Raw genomic sequence first — 18,741 nt, forward strand, 5'->3', positions numbered from 1 at the left:
TGTTTCGTTTTTATTGTATTCAAACCAACAATCATTGTCAACACGCCTCATAAAATGGAACAAAAAGAAAAGCTGTCTAGGGAAGTAAAAAAATCACTCTCCTAGACAGCCTTAGGCAAGTTGCTTATGCTCCTGTTATTCTAATCGTATCAAATCGATCGGTACGAATCAGCTCCCGCAACAACTGCTCCGTCATCGTATGCCGGACGTGCGCGTATTCCGGTTCGTTCCATAGATTGTTATGCTCGTGAGGGTCTGCCACAAGATCAAACAATAGCCCCTCTTCCGAATTGATAAACAACGTTAATTTAAATTGCTCTGCAACCAGAGTTCGCATACGGGTCGTCTCTGGAGCATACCAATCCTCATCATATTCAATCAATGCTGGTCGAGCAGACAGCTCCTTGCCCGCTTGAACAGCTTCACGCAGACTACGTCCTGGCAAGCCTAAAGGAGGTGCGCTGTATACGCCTCGAGTATCCATTACAGCCTGATCGATACCCGCAAAATCAAGAATAGTCGGCACAAAGTCAAGCAGGCTCACTACGCGGTCACGATAGACGCCCTGTTTAGCGGCTTGGGGGGCTTTCCATATATACGGGACATTCAGTAGTTCCTCCCAAGGCCACTCCGCCTTGGTCAATAGACGATGGGAGCCCAAATATTCTCCATGATCAGCCATAAATACGATAACGGTGTTATCGTATAGCCCTAATTCCTTCAGCTTTTCCAACACCTCTCCTATACAGCTGTCCATATGCGTAATCATGCCGTACGTTTGTGCCAATACTTCCCTTAAGGTCGTTTCATCGAACTGTGTATGACCAGGATGAACCTTCCGTAATCCCTTTAGCCAATCGATCGAATCCGCTTCATTCTCCCAGCCCTCCGGCAATGTCAGCGACTGTGGGTCATACATTTCACTATAAGGACGGCATGCCGCGAAAGGATGATGCGGATCGGGGAAGGAGCACCAAAGATAGAAGGACTCTTCCGGCTGAAGGTTCTCAAGGAAAGCCACAGAGCGGTTTGCAATCCACCGGTTGTAGTGCAGCGATTCAGGCAGATCAATCTTCCAGTTTTGCTCGTATAAAAGATTCTTCTCATAGGCTCCTGCCCGCAGTAGCTGCTGTCTCCCTCCCGGTAGCTCTTGTTCAAGCCATGTCAAATAATCACCGTAGCAGTCTACATGTCCGCCTACACACTCTGTCGTTTGGTAGCCATAATAACCACTTGGCAATGCTGTAATTTCCCCGGATTCCCACCGTTCCCTGCTCTCCCAGGAGAAGGCCATCTCCTCTCCATTACTTACAGAGCCGATCGGCTGATGATGCAGCTTACCGACGGCATGCGTCCGATATCCTGCCTCAGCGAGTACCCCTGGCAGTGTAGGCAACTGCTCGGGGACGGCGTTGCCATTCGTCAAGCAGCCGTGCTGTCTGGGAGTCAACCCCGTCAGCAATGTCGCACGCGACGGCATACACACTGGATTGTTGCAATATGCTCTAGCGAAGGAAACGCCTTCACGTCCCAACTGATCCAGATTCGGCGTTCGCACATCGGGATGTCCATGCAGTGACAGTGTACGAGCTTGCATCTGATCTGCAACAAATATAAGAAAGTTAGGCTTCATCTATATTCCTCCATTCATTCTTTCATCACATTACCACTAAGATACCAGGAGCGCTCAGTGCTTTGTCGAAGCAAGCCTTAATATTATCCAATGACTCATGCACTATCCAGGCCTGCTTCACGAACGCCCCGTTGACCAGAGGACAGCAAGAACTCTATTGTTCTGACAATGTATAGCTGATCCGAATTCAAGCCCATGACAACAATATGCCAAATGCCACCATTAGACAGCGGTTTCCTGCACATTCCCCTTATCCGAATACCTTTTTTACCATTCTGCATAGGATCCGTCTTCATTGCGCCAAATAGGTGAATGCCAATTATGGCCTTTTTTCGCAGCTTCTCTAACAGCCTCCTCATTAATGGCAATACCAAGACCAGGCTTGTCAGACACACGAACATAACCGGCTTCATATTGGAATATGTCCGGATCTATTAAGTAACCCGGAACATCGCTACCTTGATTATATTGAATACCTAGCCCTTGTTCCTGAATAACGAAATTCGGCGTGCAATAATCGACCTGGAAGCAGGAAGCCAGTGCAATCGGTCCAAGCGGGCAATGCGGCGCCAGACTAACATCATAAGATTCCGCCATAGCTGCGATCTTCTTCGTTTCCAAAATACCGCCAGCATGAGAGAGATCCGGTTGTATGATATCTACGTAACCATCCTGCAACAGCTGTTTAAAGCCCCAGCGTGTGTACATTCGCTCGCCCGTTGCAATAGGTGTATTCGTCATTCTTGCAATCTCCCTAAGTGCCTCATTATGCTCCGGCAACACAGGCTCCTCAATAAACATTGGCCTGTATGCCTCCAGCTCCTTCACTAGAATCTTGGCCATAGTCTTATGAACACGGCCGTGAAAATCAACCGCAATTCCCACGTCTGGCCCGACAGCATCCCGTACTGCCTGCATTCGTTCCACTGCCTGATCAATTTTCCTATATTCATCTAAATAATGAAGCTCATCCGTCACATTCATTTTTAGCGCCTTGAAGCCAAGAGCTACCTGCTTCTGAGCATGACTGCTCACATCACTTGGCCTGTCTCCTCCAATCCAGGCGTATACTTTGATTTTATCGCGAACCGATCCGCCAAGAAGATCGTAGATAGGTGCGTCATAATATTTGCCTTTAATGTCCCATAACGCTTGCTCAATGCCGGAAATCGCACTCATGAGAACGGGACCTCCCCGGTAGAAGCCGCCGCGGTACATGACCTGAAAGTGGTCCTCGATCTTGAGCGGATCCTTCCCTATCAGATAGTCCTTCAACTCCTCGACTGCTGCCCTAATGGTAGAAGCTCTTCCCTCCAAAATAGGCTCTCCCCAGCCTTCAAAGCCCATATCGGTGCTAATCTTCACGAACAACCATCTAGGCTCGATCTGGAATAATTCCACAGCTTTAATTTTCATAATATGAACCTCCTTTAAAATACGGTTCTCTTCCAATTGCATATATTGAGGATTGCGGATAATCAAGACATTCTACGAGCAACATTTCTTCATGACATTGGTCAGAGAGCCAAGCTTCTCAATCTTTACAGTAACGATGTTTCCATCCTTCAGCCATACCTGACTATCCATTCTATAAACTACAATGACGCCTTACGGCGTCCAGGTAAGGAGAAGATCAGATTATAATGAACAACAGGAGAAAAGCATGTCAGTTCAATCGGATGATCTCCCTTGAAATGGATTACTACTCGATAACGCTTACATTACACGTATTGGATACGCTATGAATATGAGTGCATACAGCCCGGATCATGAGATTTCCTGGCACAGAGCCTTGCACAATGAGCAGTCCTCTGCCCAGCTCCGTCATAAGGCGAGTGCTCTGATAAGGTTGTACGTTATCGGAGCTTCCATTGTCCACCCCAAGAATTCGGCATTCGCCCTCCACCTCAAATTCAAGCTCTACATTCTGGTTTGTAATAGCATGCCCCTTGGCATCCACTAACTGCACGGTTACATGAACGACACTGTCTGAATCAATTTTAATCGTATCCTTATCTGCTAGCAGCTTGATAGAATGCACAGGCCCTACCGTATAAAGCTTCGAATCAACTACCTTTCCGCCTTGTTTGCCAATGGCTTTCAATTCTCCAGCGCCATAAGGCACAGCCCACTTGTAGATATGATCCTCAAATTGTTCAAGACGCTTCGTAGCAAGCAGCGAATCATTCAGATACAACGATACCTCCTCACAGTTCGAATAAACCTCGACTACAACGATCTCCCCATCCCGATAGTTCCAATGCGAATTCACGTCGTGCCAGAACCAAACCCGCTGCTGCCAGCCACCCGGATTCTTCTCTACCAGCTCACCGGATTCATCTAGCCTGTACAAGGATTTCTCCAGAACCTGCGTTGCCAGATGAAGATGCGGTTCTTCATTCCATAGGCTCTTGAACATATGATAAGAAGGCTTCTCGAATCCAGCAAAGTCCAGAAGACCGAGATTCGACCCTTTCCGAGGCCAAGGCTTCTGAATAGCTTCTCCAATATGATCAATGCCCGTCCAGAGGAAAATTCCCGGAATATATTCTCTCTCCAGAACTGCCTTCCATTCATGCCACTGGGCCACATTCTCTGTTCCCATAATCGGCTTGTCCGGATAATGATGGTGCCCATAATCATAGATAACTCTGCGATAGCTGTACCCTGCTATATCCAATTCGTCGATAAATCCCGATTCGTAGCTGGCGCTAGGCAGGATGCAATTTGCTGTAACAGGTCTTGTTGTATCCAGCTCCTTGGTCCAGCGAGTCAAGAGCCGGGCTGTTTTGTCAATATCATACGCATCTCTTGGCAGCTGCTGAATGATCTCACGTATTTTATCCTTCCCGTTAGGCGGCAGTGTCCAGAAATAATTGCCTGATGCATTCATGCCAAAATATCCTGTTGCCTCATTATATTTCGGATACGTCCACTCAATTTCATTGCCAATGCTCCACTGGAATATGCAAGGATGGTTGCGATCCCGCACTACAGTATTCTGAAGGTCCTGTTTGGCATATTCGCGGAAGTATTCAGCATGTCCACGAGTAATATAATCAACCTTCTGTTCCCCGCCATTGCTTCGCTTATCTTTCGGATTATCCCATTCATCGAAGAACTCCTCTTGGACCAGAAAGCCCATCTCGTCACATAAATCCAGGAAATCCTCCGATGCAGGGTTATGGGCCGTTCTGATCGCATTGCATCCGCATTCCTTCAGCTTCTCCAATCTGCGTCTCCATACATCCAGAGGAACAGCTGCTCCTACCAACCCACCATCATGATGGAGATTTACACCCTTGATCAAGGTATTCCGTCCATTGAAAAAGAAACCTTTGTCCGGATCAAATCTGAACTCTCGAATCCCTATAGTGTCCTCTACAGTCTGAATGATTCGCCCGCTTGTTACAACTTCAACACTTACACGGTACAGCTTGGCTGCATGAATCTCCCATCTCTGCGGATTTGGGATCGTCCATTCTAATGAAAGCTCCTCCGATTGATTCGCTGCTAGGGAGCAAGTCTTGACTTGCTTGGCCACAAGCTGATTATCAGGGCCAAATATTTTGCCGATAATTTCGGCTTGCTTGCTAACAGCTTCATCATTCTGCAACGTTATTCTGCCTTGCACAATTGCTGACGAGTCACTCACTATCGGCGTCGTATAATAGGTGCCCCATACGGGGATATGCAGCTTCGGAACAATATGAAGGGCTACCTTCCGATAAATGCCTGAGCCCGTATACCACCTACTGTCCGCATATCGGGAATGATCAACCTTCACGGCAATGATATTTTCTTCACCTATGTCATTCAGGTAATCGGTTACATCCACCAGACATGGCGAATAACCGTAAGGGTGGAACCGTACAAGTTCACCATTACAGTATATGCTTGCTCGATTATATATGCCGTCAAAGTTAATAATTACCTTGCTTTGGTCCATCTCAGGCGTTGTCGTAAAGCGCTTTCTATACCAACCAATACCCCCTGGTAGATAACCCGTGCAAGCTTCCCCCTTCTCTTGATCAAAAGGAAATTCCACACTCCAATCATGGGGTAAACTTAATGTTCTCCACGAGGAGTCATCGGTCGCCAGCAAGTGCGGAGCCTCTGGCTCCCCCAACATAAACTTCCAGTCCTGAATAAAAGGAATACCTCTCATCTCTAAACTCTCCCTTCGTCCATCCTCATCTATAAACGCGGCACTCGACACATAGCAGACTCGTTCCTCGTGCGCCATTATGCGATTCTTCTGATTGATAAATCATAAATTCGTCCATTGGATCAATGTAAAGAAAAATGTCGTCTCCTTCGGCACCCCATCCTAATAGGGAATCAGCCTGCGGTCGGTAAACCGCAGGCCAGTCTCATTACTTATAATTCAAGTAGACAACACGCTTCTGCATGTAGCCTTCCAGTCCGTATTCGCCATCCTCGCCGCCCAGACCGCTCAGCTTATGTCCGCTATGATAACCTTGCATACAGCCGGACATACCTTGATTGACGAACACGGTGCCAACCTGAAGCACGTCCGTACCGTGCATCATCTTCTTCATATCGCTTGTGAACAAGTAAGCAGACAAGCCCAGCTCACTTGAGTTGGTAATTTCAATCGCTTCTTCGAAGCTGGAGATTTTTACAATCGGTAACACCGGACCGAATATTTCCTTCTGTGCTGCAGCCATATCCGGTTTCACATCAACAAGCACAGTTGGCTCGTACCAGTAGCCTTTATCGAAAATGCCGCCAGTTGGACGTTTGCCCCCTGCCGCTACTTTGGCGCCTTGTGCGACCGTTTCTTGAACAATTTCTTCGATCTTCTTCAGATCATTGCCATTCGCTTTTGGCCCCATCGTTACACTGCTATCGAAGGGATCTCCAACTTTAATCGATTTCATATGCTCCAGCAGCTTGGCTGTGAAAGCTTCGGCCACCTGTTCGTGAACCAGCACCAGCTCATTGCACACACATACCTGTCCGCAGTTCGCGAATCTTGCGGAAACTGCTGCTGCCGCCGCCTGGTCAATATCCGCATCCTCCAGAACGATGAACGGAGCTTTTCCGCCGAGCTCCAGTGACAAAGCTGTAATGTTATCGGAAGCGGCCTTGTAAATTTGTTGACCTGCCCGTACACTGCCGGTAACAGTTACCAGCTTTGTAATCGGACTGCTTACCAGAAGCTGTCCTACCTCAGCTCCTGTGCCCGTCACGAAGTTCGCTACTCCTGGAGGGAAGCCTACCTCATGAATCAGGTTGAAAAATTCAGCCGATGCGATCGGCGTCAGCTCATGTGGTTTAATAATCATAGTATTGCCTGTCACCAGTGCCGGGCCAAGCTTTCTGCCGATCAAGGCTAACGGATAGTTCCACGCACATAAGCCAATAGTGACACCGTAAGGAACCTTGCGAATTTGCAGCATTTCTCCTTCCTTATTGGACGGAAGGATATCTCCTTTAATTTTGTTGGCTGATTCCACCGCGTACATCATATAAGCCATCGTATCGTCCACTTCACCAAGCGCTTCACGGTACGTCTTGCCCTGCTCCATCACAAGAAGCTTGGCAAGAAACTCTCGCTTCTCCTTCACCTTCTCAACCAACTTCACCAAATAAGACGCGCGCTTCACAGAAGGGAGCGCTTGCCAAGCCTGTTGAGCCCGCTCAGATGATTCCAGTGCCCTCTGTACACCCTTGGCAGTAGCATCGCTCACAAGCCCAATCACTTCTTCATTCGCTGGATTCTGCACCTCAATTAGTCGATCCGAGGCAGAATCCACCCATTCACCGTCAATATATAAACGATAATATTCCTGTCCATTGCGATTGCCCTTCATCATGTATACCCATCTCCTTTAATTATTATAGTGAGGTAGTAAGAATAAAAATTTTCTAACAGGGCTTTCTTCTACGAACTTTACATCCCCTTGAATTCTGGAGCTCTCTTCTCCTTAAAAGCTGCCTTTCCCTCTTGCGCATCCCTGGTTGTGAAACAGAAGGAGAACAAACTGTTCTCGTATTGCAAGCCTGCATCAAGCGGCATATTCATAGCCGCACGAAGCGCAAGCTTAGCGTTCTCTACAGCGATTGGACTGTATCCGGCAATTGTGTGCGCTGTCTCGTAGACAAGCTTTTTCAACTGATCTAACTCAACGACCTGCTCTACCAATCCACAACGCAAAGCCTCTTCTGCCGTCAATAGTCTGCCCGTTAAGACCATCTCTGCAGCCTTCCCTGCGCCTACCACTCTCGGCAGTAGCTGTGTGCTGCCGCTGCCTCCGATCCAGCCCAGCTTTATTTCACCTGCGCCAAACTTAGCATTGGAAGAAGCTATGCGAATATCTGCATGCAAGGCAAGCTCGAGTCCCCCACCAATTGCATAGCCATTGACCATTGCAATTACAGGCTTGCGAATGCTGCGAATCGCCATACAATAATCGTCGCGGTTACGCAGATCCCATGGACTTCCGTAATCGTCCAATACCTCAATATCACTTCCAGCCGAGAAGCTTTTCTCACCCTCGCCAGTCAAAACGACGACCCTTATCCTTTTGTCCCTATTAATTTCCTGACAAAGAAGACTCAACCTCTCACCCATCGCACGAGTGACAGTATTCAGTTTGTCTGGCCTGGATAGGGTAATCGTCCCGATATAGTTGTCAACCTCATACCGAATATCATTATTCTCCATCGATCAACCCCCTATCATCGTTTACTTTGGAAGCCTCGAGCCCGAAATCCTTATTAATTTGTGCAGTATGTTCGCCGACAGGAGGCGCTCCCTTTACATGTTTAAGAAGTTGGCCGTTCACCCTAGCCGGATATCGGGTCGTCTTGAACACAGCTCCACTTGGCCTTACGACCTCCTGGAACATATCCAGTACTTTAATTCCTTCATGCTGGAGAGCTTGCTCCCAATCAAACACCTCTGCGCACCAATAATCAGCCCGCTCCAAAATATCGAGCCAGTGCTTTGTCGACCTCGTCTTCAGATGACAATTCAATAATTGCTTAATGGTATCGCGCTCATCGAACCAGGACTCCTGCTCTGTATATTGGAGCAGCTCTTCGCACTGTAGCAGCTTTCCTAGCGTAAGAATGGAGCCCATAGCCAAAGCGATATACCCATCCTTTGTTTCATAGATGCCATACGGTGCGCCTAAATAGGCATGCGCATTGTGGAACCCACTCCGCTTGGGAAGTTCTCTAGGCTCCTTGTTCATATAAGCACTCAGCACTTCAAATTGAAAGTCTAGCGCTGCCTCCATCAGACTAATTTCTACAAACCCTCCGACGCCTGTTTTCTCCCGCTTATACAGCAAGCCAAGTAAGGCCTGAACAAATATCGAGCTTGTATGCAAATCGATTGTTGCCAGTCCGAAGGGGACCGGTGGCTGTTCGGCATCGCCGTTCAGCCATGCGAGACCGGACAATGATTGCACGAGCAAATCCTGTCCCGGTTTGTTCTTCCAGGGACCTTCCACACCATAGCCGGTAATACTGCCGTATATGATGCCAGGATTCAGCTCCTTAACTGACTCATAGTCCAGACCTAGCTTCTGCATCGTGCCGGGACGGAAATTTTCTATGACTACATCCGCCTTCTGTATCAGCTGTTTGACTCTAACGAGATCGGCCGGATCCTTCAGGTTGGCAGCATAGCTCTCTTTGTTCCGATTCATCGATTGGAATACGGTACTCTCCCCATCGACCCGAAGATTAGATAAGGTTAATTGACGGCTTCCATCACCCGCATTCGGTCGTTCAATCTTGATAACTCGAGCCCCCAGATCAGCTAGCCGAAGCGCAGATACAGGCCCTGCCAAATATTGACTGAAATCCAATACAACGATATCCTCTAATAGCTTCATCCTGTTCACCTCCCTGCTTCCTGATATTCACGCCTAATATGCATATACATTTCATTTAAGGTTTGAATGACCGTTTGTCGTTCAGGTGTTTGACTCATTAATCGATAACGAATCAGATTACCCGCCTGCTCCTGGAAGCTGATATAGCCATGGAATCGAGGTCTCAGCGAGCCATGCATCAATGTCTCCAATGTACGCTCGAAGAAACCTCCGGACATACGATTCACCTCAGGATCCAGCCACGCTTCCCGATGACCAGGCTGACCATCATTCAAGAAAAACGACGTTCGTTGGAAGGAAGGAGAAGCCACCATAACTGCAAACTTCGCAGCTATATCGACATACCGACATTTCGACGAGATTGCAAGTCCCACGCCGCCAATCATGCTTCCGCTTGGCACTCCGCTGTCAGACGGAATATTGCCGAAACTCGTGACGAATGGTCTAAAACCTTCTCTTGCATAATTGGAATAGCCGTAAATAAGCGGGACGTACGCAATTTCATTGCTGGTTCCCATAAGATCCAGCATTTGAATGGGATCATGATGAACCGATTCCGAATGAAGATACGGCATCAAGCCTTCCATTAGCGCGAGCGCCTGCTCCCCTACCTCCATAGGAAGATCAATGCCTTCACTCCAGTAAGCCCGGTTTGACAGCTGTGCACATAAAGTAAAGAAGGTCGAATAGGCATGTACTGGAACCAACGGAAGACCAATATACTGTCCCTTCGGCAGCTTCTTGGCAATCGACAGCACATCGCTCCAGCTCCGGGCAGGCTGCAGTCCAGCCTGATCCAGCAAATCCTGCCGGTATGCGCTGACTTGAGCTGCTGCATCCACAGGCAACGCCCACTGTTTCCCTTCATACGTATAACTGGCATAGCTCAGACCTGTCGAATGAAACTCCTGATCCTGCAGGAATGCTTCCTCTACTAGACCATTCAAGGGCAGCAGCAGCTGCTTCGCTACCGCAGTTCCAATATGAGGGTGATCAATCATAATGAAATCATACTTATCTGCAAGCAGCTCAAGCGGATAAAGCTCGAAATCCGACAGAGAACGCGCATCCCATTCAATCTCGACATCTGGCTCCAGCTTGCGAAATGCCTCTGAGGCGGCTACCAATGGGTTCAAGCCTCGCTCATGAGACCAGGTCATTCCTTTCAATTTCAATTTTATCACCATCTCTTCAACGTTTAATCATAAATGTACAACTACGAGTGAGACAGCCATTCCAATTCGATTGCACCATTATGCTCACCGATGTAAGGTGCTCCTCTCGAAGATTGCAGCCGGTAGCCATTCAAACGAATGGGACAAGAAAGCGCAGTCAATCGAGCACCATTACTTCTATAAATATTCTGTGTGATATTCAGATCGCGGAACGCCTCCTGCCCCAGAAGTTGTTCCCAGTTAAGCAACTCCTCACAAGCAATGCCGGCTTTCCTCAGTTGAATGCACCAGTAGTCTGCAGGCTTTGTTAGTAATAATTGTTGTATGCTGTCAGCTGTCACTTCGTTGATTGTTGCCGAAGAGAAGTGTGCTTCTAACGCTTTCTTCAATTCGTACAGAGACATTTCTTCTAGCGCTATATATCCCGTAGCTGTAGGATACAGGCCTTTCAACCATCGGCTGGATTCAGCTTCTCCAGCACCCTCGTTAGAGCACCTGTCCGGCATCCACTTCTCATCCCAAATCTCTTGCATGACGTCCAAGGTAGATTCCAGCATATTAACCTCCACCAGTGCGCCTGTCCCTTGTACAGATCGACGCACAAGAGCTGCCAGAATACCTTGCACAAGATGGGCACCGGTCATCATATCTGCGATGGCAAGACCGAATGGTATAGGCCTGTGTATCGCATCGTCGCGATTCAGCCAGGATAGACCAGTAAACGCCTGCATAAGCAAATCCTGTCCTGGTCTCCCTCGAAGAGGAGTATCCCATCCATATCCGCTAATAGAACCATAGATGAGAAACGGATTGATCGCCTTTACCTCTTCATATCCGAATCCAAGCTTCTCAATGACACCCGGTCGAAAGTTCTGGATCATAATATCCGCATGGCTTAACAATTTCCTCACCTTATGTCTGTCCGATTCCGATTTCAAGTCGACAGCATAACTTTCCTTGTTCCGATTAATCGAATGAAACAGCGTACTGTCCCCGTCCAGCTCCATATTAGATATATAGAGTCTTCTGCATATATCCCCACCGTCCAGTCGTTCAATCTTAATGACTCTTGCTCCCAAATCTGCTAATCGCAAGCCGGCATACGGACCGGACAGGAATTGACTGAAATCAAGAACTAATAAGCCTTCCAACGGTCTCGGTATCATGACATTTCACTCGCACTTCGACTTAATCTTTAACAATGACGCCTAGAGCAACTGGAATTCCTCCTCAATCCTGAAGTTGTCCTCGCCCGCTCGTACAATTCCTCGACGACTCCTCATATGTTTACCGTCGATACGAATAGGACAACAAGTAGTTAAGAACAATCCTTGCTCCTCCACTTGCACGCTCTGTACATTACGCAAGGCAACAAACCCTTCATGCCGAAGAAGATCGTCTACGGTCTGCACCTCGGCACACCAGTATCCGCCTTCTTCCAAATCGTTCACCCAGACAGCTGCCGGCTTGCTCCTCAGATGATCAGCAATCAACTGCTTAATTTCATCCCTCTTCAAGAACCAACTAGCAGGATCTGTATAGGAAGCTAAGGCGCGGCATTGCAGCAGCTTTCCCAGTTCAAGCACTGACCCCATCGCAAGAGCCAGATATCCGCTCGCCGTCTCGTAAATACCATATGGTGCTGGAAGATAAGCATGCGCATTATGGCTCAAGCTTCTCTGCGGCAGCTTTCCTCCATCATTAAGATGAGTGGTCAGCACCTCGAATTGATAATCAATCGCCGATTCCAGCAGACTAACTTCTACCAGCATTCCAACTCCCGCTTTGGAACGTTGTACAAGCGCAGCTAGAATACCTTGAACAAGGTTGGCACTTGCAAACATTTCCACAGTCGAAAGTGGGAACGGAATTGGCGGATCATCCGCATTCCCATTCAACCAGGGTATACCTGTAAGCGCCTGGACGAACAAGTCACTATATGGCTTCTTCCGCCATGCTCCCTCTCGTCCGTAACCGGTAATGTTGGCATGAATCAACGAAGGATTTAGCACCTGCGTTTTCTCATAAGGAAGCATGGCCGCCTGGGGGGAATCAACAGGAAAACCTTCTATTAGAACGTCTGCTTCAGCAATAAGCTTGTGCAGTTTCTCTACATCTTGATCTCTAGTGAGGTTGAATAACAATCTTTCTTTATTGCGGTACAAGCTGCTGAGCGGCAGCTGCTCATCCTCAATCTGCTCTATCCTGACGACACGTGCCCCAAGATCAGCCAGTCTTAACCCGGCGAACGGACCAGCAATCTGCGTACTGAATTCCACAACGAACAAACCCTCTAACGGAAGCAAGCTACCCCTCCTAAGCGATGGACATAACAGACTTCAAAGCAGGGAAAGGGATCGAACAAACGTGAGCGTATGTTCATCCCCTCCAGCATCAAGAATGGTTAACTTCGTGCCAAATATTCTAGATTACTCAAGCTCCCAGAGCTCTGGGTTGTAGCGGTAATAGCTGCTACCGTATTCATCACGCAGCTTCCTACTTTCATCGAGATGCTCGTTGCATATGCGCTTCGCCTCAGCTTGATCGCCAATGAGCAGCTTGTATTCATTGCTTGCCAGAACACTGCCTGCTTGCTTCAGATTGAGCGTGACTGTGAACTGGCCTGTGGCATCGGCATCAACCTTCCATGCAATATCGCTAAATTTTGCGGCGCTATTCGAAGCGATCTGTGCAGCTATTGCTCCGCTGTGAACGACCTCGTCCTTATGATTGCAAAGCGTCCACTCCAGTACCGTATCCGCATACTCCTTATGATAATCGTTGACAATCCACAGTTCGCCTTGGAACGTCTCTCCCGGATTCCATCTTCTTTTCTCAAATGCCAAGCTTGGCAGAAGCGGCTGATAACTTGTCTTTACGTAGTCGAAACTAATTTTCTTCAAGCCATAATAATCGACGAGTCCCCATTTAATGTCGGGCCAATGCGTAATGAAGTGACAAAGTGACACACCGCTCATCCGCGGTTTCCGTCTCCGGTACAATTCAAGTGCAAACTGTAGAATTGTGCCGTGCGCAATCTGAGTCGATTCTACGAATTGCTCCAGTGAATCCATTCTCTTATCGCCGAACACTTCAATGTTCAATCCTTGGAGAATGTGGATATCTGCCCAATGATAACCCCAGCTTGGTCCCATAGGCCATAGCTCATTCTCCGGAATAAACTTCTTCAAGCTTTCAATCGAAGGAGCTGACGCCGCGGTTAATTCAGGAATGATCGAGCAATCAAGCGAAGGGTAATATTCCTCCATGAAGGTGCCACCACCGCCGTAATAATGCTCATTAGCGTGCTGGGACTCCTTAGGTTTGAATCCCATACTCTGACCGAACTCATTGCTAAGCGGTGATGCCAATCCGTATGGAACAGACGTATATGCTCCAATTGCTACACCGATCGCTTCCATAAGCTCTTTATTGCCGCTCTCTACATGTGCATCCGTAAAGAATACTTCTTCTCCGCCCATCCAATAAATATTGGATGGATGATTGCGGCGAAGTTTCACAATTTCAATACATTCCTTCGACACGGATTCCACAAAAGCTGGATCATTGGAGAAGGCTTGTGTGGAGAACGTGAAGTTTGTCCATACTGTAATACCAAGCTCATCGCATAGGCGGTAGAAGGTTGGTATCTCCGGCGGATGCCAGCCAAAAATTCGCAAATTGTTAATATTGCATTCCTTCACCAGTGACAGCAGATGTTCATACTTCTTCGTGCTGTTCCTTCCATATAAGAAAGATGGCTGGCCTCCCCAACATGCGGAGCGCAGGAATTGACGTTTACCATTAATAACGAAGGTCCATGGATATTCGCATTCTTCTTCTGTAAATCCCGGATTTTTCTCCATCTGAATCGTACGAATACCGATTCTGTCCTGTACACGATCCAATTCAGAACGATTCTTTGCAACTGTAATTTCCAGATCATACAGATGTGGAGTTCCCATGTCCCAAGGCCACCACAGTTTTGCGTCCGGAACCTCTACACTTACTTCTACGAGACCGTTGCCTGATCGAACATCAGCCTCCACTGTACGAGTGATTGTCTCCGATGTGAAGTTGTGGCCCTTCATCGCAATCTGAAGTTGAATGCTTTGATTCTCTGCAGCCATGTTGTCGAGTTCCACTTGCAGATGGACTACAGCGCCTTCCTCCTTAAGCTCGGATTCTGAACGATAATTAATAATTCGCACATCCTCCGTTGCAACCAAGCGTACCGGACGCCATATGCCGAATGGCACCAAGCCAGTGAAATAATCGCCGGAGAAGTTCACCTTCTTGCCTCCAACATTGCGGAAGTTCTTTGGCGGCGGATCAAGCTTGACAGCCAGCTGATTCGAACCACCAGCCCAATTATCGAAGTTCAAATATTGACTGACCTCAAAGGAAAAAGGAGAGAACATACCCTCATGACTACCCAGCAGTTGGCCGTTTAGCCACACGGTACAGCTATAATCGACACCTTCAAATTCCAGATGAATCTTCTTGCCTTTCATCTCTTCAGAGACGTTGAATCTCCGAATATACCACCATTCGTATTCTTGCACCCACTTGGCCTTGTGCATATTACGTCCAAAATAAGGGTCCTCTAATTCGCCAGCACGCTGAAGATCGGTATATACATCTCCTGGAACAGATGCGTAATTCCAGCTAAAGATTACACCTTGACGCTCTGCAGGAAGGATATGGAATCCCTCTCGTTCTCCTTCGCCTACTCTCATCTTCTCCATCTGCCAGAGCTTTCCGCTTAAATCCTTCACTACTCTCGACATTCCAGAACCTCCAGTACTGCAATCGCATTTTTACAGAACAACAACCCAAAAATAATAAATTATAACTAATTTTCGAAACGTTGTTCCGTTTTAAACGATTATACATTTGGTTGTACTTTGCGTCAATACTGTTTTCATTCATCTTCTTTAAATACAGGTCTTAAGGTAAATTGGAAGTCGAACTGCTTCTCATTCAACTGATACTTCTCCATCAATTTAGGGCCACAGGAGTTCGAGCCGACACCACTCATCTTGTAATCGAGCTGAACAATCGTTTCCTTCCTCTTCCGCAGCTCATACGTGTGCTTGGCTGCCGTAAGATCCTGAGGCAAATAATTCGAAACATTAAACGAGAAAGATGCAGTGCTATCCATCAACATGCCCATGCCAAGCTCATTGGATACGATGACCCATTCCGTGCCCCATCTAGAGCCATTCTCCTGCGGCATAATGTAACACTCGCTCATCTGATCTACACGCTGCAAATATCTACCTTTGCGTACGCTCTGACGCTTATCTATATAGCTCTCATGCGGTCCGTACCCGACGTAATCCACCGTATTCATTGCTGCAGGCATTCTAAGCTGCAGACCAAAACGAGGCAGGAAGTCAATCTCTTCCTTCACCTGTACACTTGTCTTCACCGTTATCGCACCTTGAGCATCTACATGCCACTTAGCAACACCCCGCACAATCGGCTTGCGTGTGTAGATGCCTAAAGAAAATTCTGTTGTAACAATAACCTCTTCCTCGCTTGGTTGCTCCCAATCGCAATGATAGACTTTCATACTGGCATGCTCTAGCCCTTCATATTCCCATCTAGAGGCTATCACCCTATCGTTATCAAGTGGAGCTCGCCACATATTGAAGGATAGAGGATGCTCCAACAACTGCACGCCATGTCTGGTCAACTGATTCGGCACACCTCTGCGTAAATCAAAGGAGTGACTGAAGTCGAAGCCATCTATACGAAGCATGCGATCTTGTTCAAGCACTTGGATAGATACATGAGAAGCTTTGTTTTTATATGAATTAAGAGCCAAGCTTTCTTCACTCGCCGTATATTCAAATTGTTGGAACATGATCTCATGACCACGCTCCGCCCATATATTCTGCTTCTCTAAGCAGCAGGATATAGTCAAGCAGATCGTCCCAATCGCGCTTTTATCCGATTGAAATGCTAGCTGTACTTCTTCTCCGGAATGAGGAGGCGTTCGCAGTCCGCGCAGCTCGCCTTCTTCTAAGAGGACGCCCTCTCGCTCCACCTTCCAGTAAAACACCAAATGGGATAGGTCAATGAAGTCATACAGGTTTCGAATGAACAGCCGTCCCTTCTCAAGCTCAATCGCTTCAATTCGAACAGGTGCTATCACCTGCTTTAGTTCAAGCAAACCGGTATGCGGTGTACGATCTGGAGCAACAAGTCCATCGATGCAGAAATTCCCGTCATTCGGCTTGTCACCGAAATCACCGCCGTAGGCATAATACACTTCTCCATGCTCGGTCGTCCTCTCGATGCCGTGATCGCACCACTCCCACACACAACCACCCATTAGCTTAGGCTCGGCATAGATCACGTTCCAATAATCCAGCAGATCTCCAGGGCTATTGCCCATAGCATGACTGTATTCGCACAAAAACAACGGCTTGTCATTTGACTTATCTTTTGCATAAGCCTCAATCTCCGGAACGGATGCATACATACGACTTTCCATATCCAGCACGCTTACATCCGGATTACCGAGATATAGGGATGCTGCTCCCTCATAATGAATCAGTCTGGAGTTGTCTCTCTCCCTCGTCCACTTCGCCATGGCAATGTGATTATGACCATAGCCTGACTCATTGCCCATCGACCAGATCACTACACAAGGATTATTCTTATCTCGTTCCACCATCCTAATCGCCCGATCGACGAATGCTTCCTCCCAATCCGGATTGTTCGACAACTCATGAAATGCAGGATACGATTGCATGCCAAGTCCCTTCGCCATGTTGTCCCAGGTCTCAGCTATTGCTAAACCATGACATTCTAGATCTGCTTCATCCACAACATAGAAACCGTATTCATTACACAGTTCAAGAAATCTAGGATCATTCGGATAATGTGAAGCTCGTATAGTATTAATATTGTGCTGCTTCATCAATTGAAGATCATTAATCATATGCTGCAGCGGAATTGTCTGACCAAGGCTCGGATGAGAATCATGGCGATTGACACCCTTCAGTTTAACGGGAACGCCATTGATCTGAAAGACGCCCTCTCGAATCTCAACACGGCGGAAACCAACGTTGAAGCGAATAATCTCTTCTCCCGAGGATAGAAGAAGTTCATATAGTACCGGCTGCTCGGCATTCCAAAGCTTAGGCTCAGTAACCTGCATCTGAAGCTGACCTGTCTGTCTAACTTCTTCTTGCATCTCTACTATTACATTGCCGCTTGGATCTCTCAGAACAGCATGTACAACAGCTTCACCAGTCATCTCTATCTCTATATTCAGCTTCGCTTCCTTGTCGTCGTTCAACAGCGAAGTACGAACGAACACGTCGCGAATATGCACCTTATCCCGCGCCAGCATATATACATCACGGAATATGCCGGTGTATCTCCATAAATCCTGATCCTCCAAATAAGTGCCGTCACAATATTTCAGTACCATAACCGCCATTCGGTTAACGCCTGGAACGAGGTGATCGCTGATGCGAAATTCTGCGGGAATTCGACTTCCCTGGCTATATCCGACAAAATTCCCATTAACCCATACATAGAAGCATGCATTCACTCCCTCGAACACGACATATTTTTCTTTGTTACTCCATTCCGACGAGATGTGAAAGTCTCGAATATACAGTCCTGCTGGATTATCATCCGGCACAAATGGCGGATCGCACGGTATCGTATAATTGAGATTCGAATAATGCATTTGATCATATCCGTTGTTCTGCCAACAGGAAGGAACTAATAAAGAAGACCAGTCTTCTGCATCAAAGTTGGCTTCGTAAAAGCTTTCACACACATCCTCTACGCTGGAATGATATTGAAATTTCCATGCACCGTTCAAGGTTTGATAATAGGGAGATCTTCCCCTCTTTCGCGAAGCAGCAGTCTCTGCATTCGCATACGGAATGTAATAGGCCCTTGGCTTTTCACGATTTATGTGCAAGGTATGGGGGTCTTCCCAATATTTATCGATCTTCAACAACGTTATCACTCCTATATTATTGTAAGTGTTAAATGTACAGATGATACGAAGAGCACTCGTTTCCAA

11 protein-coding genes are annotated in these 18,741 nt (G+C 47.4%); all 11 read right to left on the reverse strand.

Annotated features, from left to right (window positions below; genetic code table 11):
• Nucleotides 1-124: 124 nt before the first annotated feature.
• Nucleotides 125-1,633, reverse strand: a complete 1,509-nt coding sequence (locus POTG_RS13900; RefSeq protein WP_009225465.1) for a sulfatase family protein — start codon at nucleotides 1,631-1,633, stop codon at nucleotides 125-127.
• A gap of 267 nt (nucleotides 1,634-1,900) precedes the next feature.
• Entirely contained in the window at nucleotides 1,901-3,049 is a 1,149-nt protein-coding gene (gene dgoD, locus POTG_RS13905) for a galactonate dehydratase (protein WP_009225466.1), read from the reverse strand.
• Between the two features lie 286 nt (nucleotides 3,050-3,335).
• The gene (locus POTG_RS13910; protein ID WP_009225467.1) at nucleotides 3,336-5,879 is read right to left on the reverse strand and encodes a glycoside hydrolase family 2 TIM barrel-domain containing protein; all 2,544 of its coding nucleotides are present in this window, start codon (nucleotides 5,877-5,879) and stop codon (nucleotides 3,336-3,338) included.
• A 130-nt stretch (nucleotides 5,880-6,009) separates the two neighbouring features.
• Nucleotides 6,010-7,476, reverse strand: a complete 1,467-nt coding sequence (gene aldA, locus POTG_RS13915; RefSeq protein ID WP_009225468.1) for an aldehyde dehydrogenase — start codon at nucleotides 7,474-7,476, stop codon at nucleotides 6,010-6,012.
• A 77-nt stretch (nucleotides 7,477-7,553) separates the two neighbouring features.
• On the reverse strand, nucleotides 7,554-8,327 hold the full coding sequence (locus POTG_RS13920) for an enoyl-CoA hydratase/isomerase family protein (protein WP_009225469.1): 774 nt from the start codon (nucleotides 8,325-8,327) through the stop codon (nucleotides 7,554-7,556).
• On the reverse strand, nucleotides 8,317-9,507 hold the full coding sequence (locus POTG_RS13925) for a CaiB/BaiF CoA transferase family protein (RefSeq protein WP_009225470.1): 1,191 nt from the start codon (nucleotides 9,505-9,507) through the stop codon (nucleotides 8,317-8,319). Before POTG_RS13925 ends, POTG_RS13920 begins: the two co-directional genes overlap by 11 nt.
• A gap of 5 nt (nucleotides 9,508-9,512) precedes the next feature.
• The gene (locus tag POTG_RS13930) at nucleotides 9,513-10,667 is read right to left on the reverse strand and encodes an ABC transporter substrate-binding protein (protein WP_232282313.1); all 1,155 of its coding nucleotides are present in this window, start codon (nucleotides 10,665-10,667) and stop codon (nucleotides 9,513-9,515) included.
• A gap of 56 nt (nucleotides 10,668-10,723) precedes the next feature.
• Nucleotides 10,724-11,848 carry a CaiB/BaiF CoA transferase family protein gene (locus POTG_RS13935; RefSeq protein WP_009225472.1) on the reverse strand — a complete coding sequence of 375 codons (1,125 nt, stop codon included), beginning with the start codon at nucleotides 11,846-11,848 and terminating at the stop codon, nucleotides 10,724-10,726.
• A gap of 42 nt (nucleotides 11,849-11,890) precedes the next feature.
• Nucleotides 11,891-12,988 (reverse strand): CaiB/BaiF CoA transferase family protein, encoded by a 1,098-nt coding sequence (locus POTG_RS13940; protein ID WP_009225473.1) that lies wholly within the window; start codon nucleotides 12,986-12,988, stop codon nucleotides 11,891-11,893.
• A 123-nt stretch (nucleotides 12,989-13,111) separates the two neighbouring features.
• Nucleotides 13,112-15,472 (reverse strand): glycoside hydrolase family 2 protein, encoded by a 2,361-nt coding sequence (locus POTG_RS13945; protein WP_009225474.1) that lies wholly within the window; start codon nucleotides 15,470-15,472, stop codon nucleotides 13,112-13,114.
• A 134-nt stretch (nucleotides 15,473-15,606) separates the two neighbouring features.
• A complete protein-coding gene (locus tag POTG_RS13950; RefSeq protein WP_313955169.1) occupies nucleotides 15,607-18,684 on the reverse strand; it encodes a glycoside hydrolase family 2 TIM barrel-domain containing protein in 3,078 nt (1,025 codons plus the stop codon).
• Nucleotides 18,685-18,741: the final 57 nt, after the last annotated feature.

The organism is Paenibacillus sp. oral taxon 786 str. D14 (assembly GCF_000159955.1).
Taxonomy (GTDB): domain Bacteria; phylum Bacillota; class Bacilli; order Paenibacillales; family Paenibacillaceae; genus Fontibacillus; species Fontibacillus phoenicis.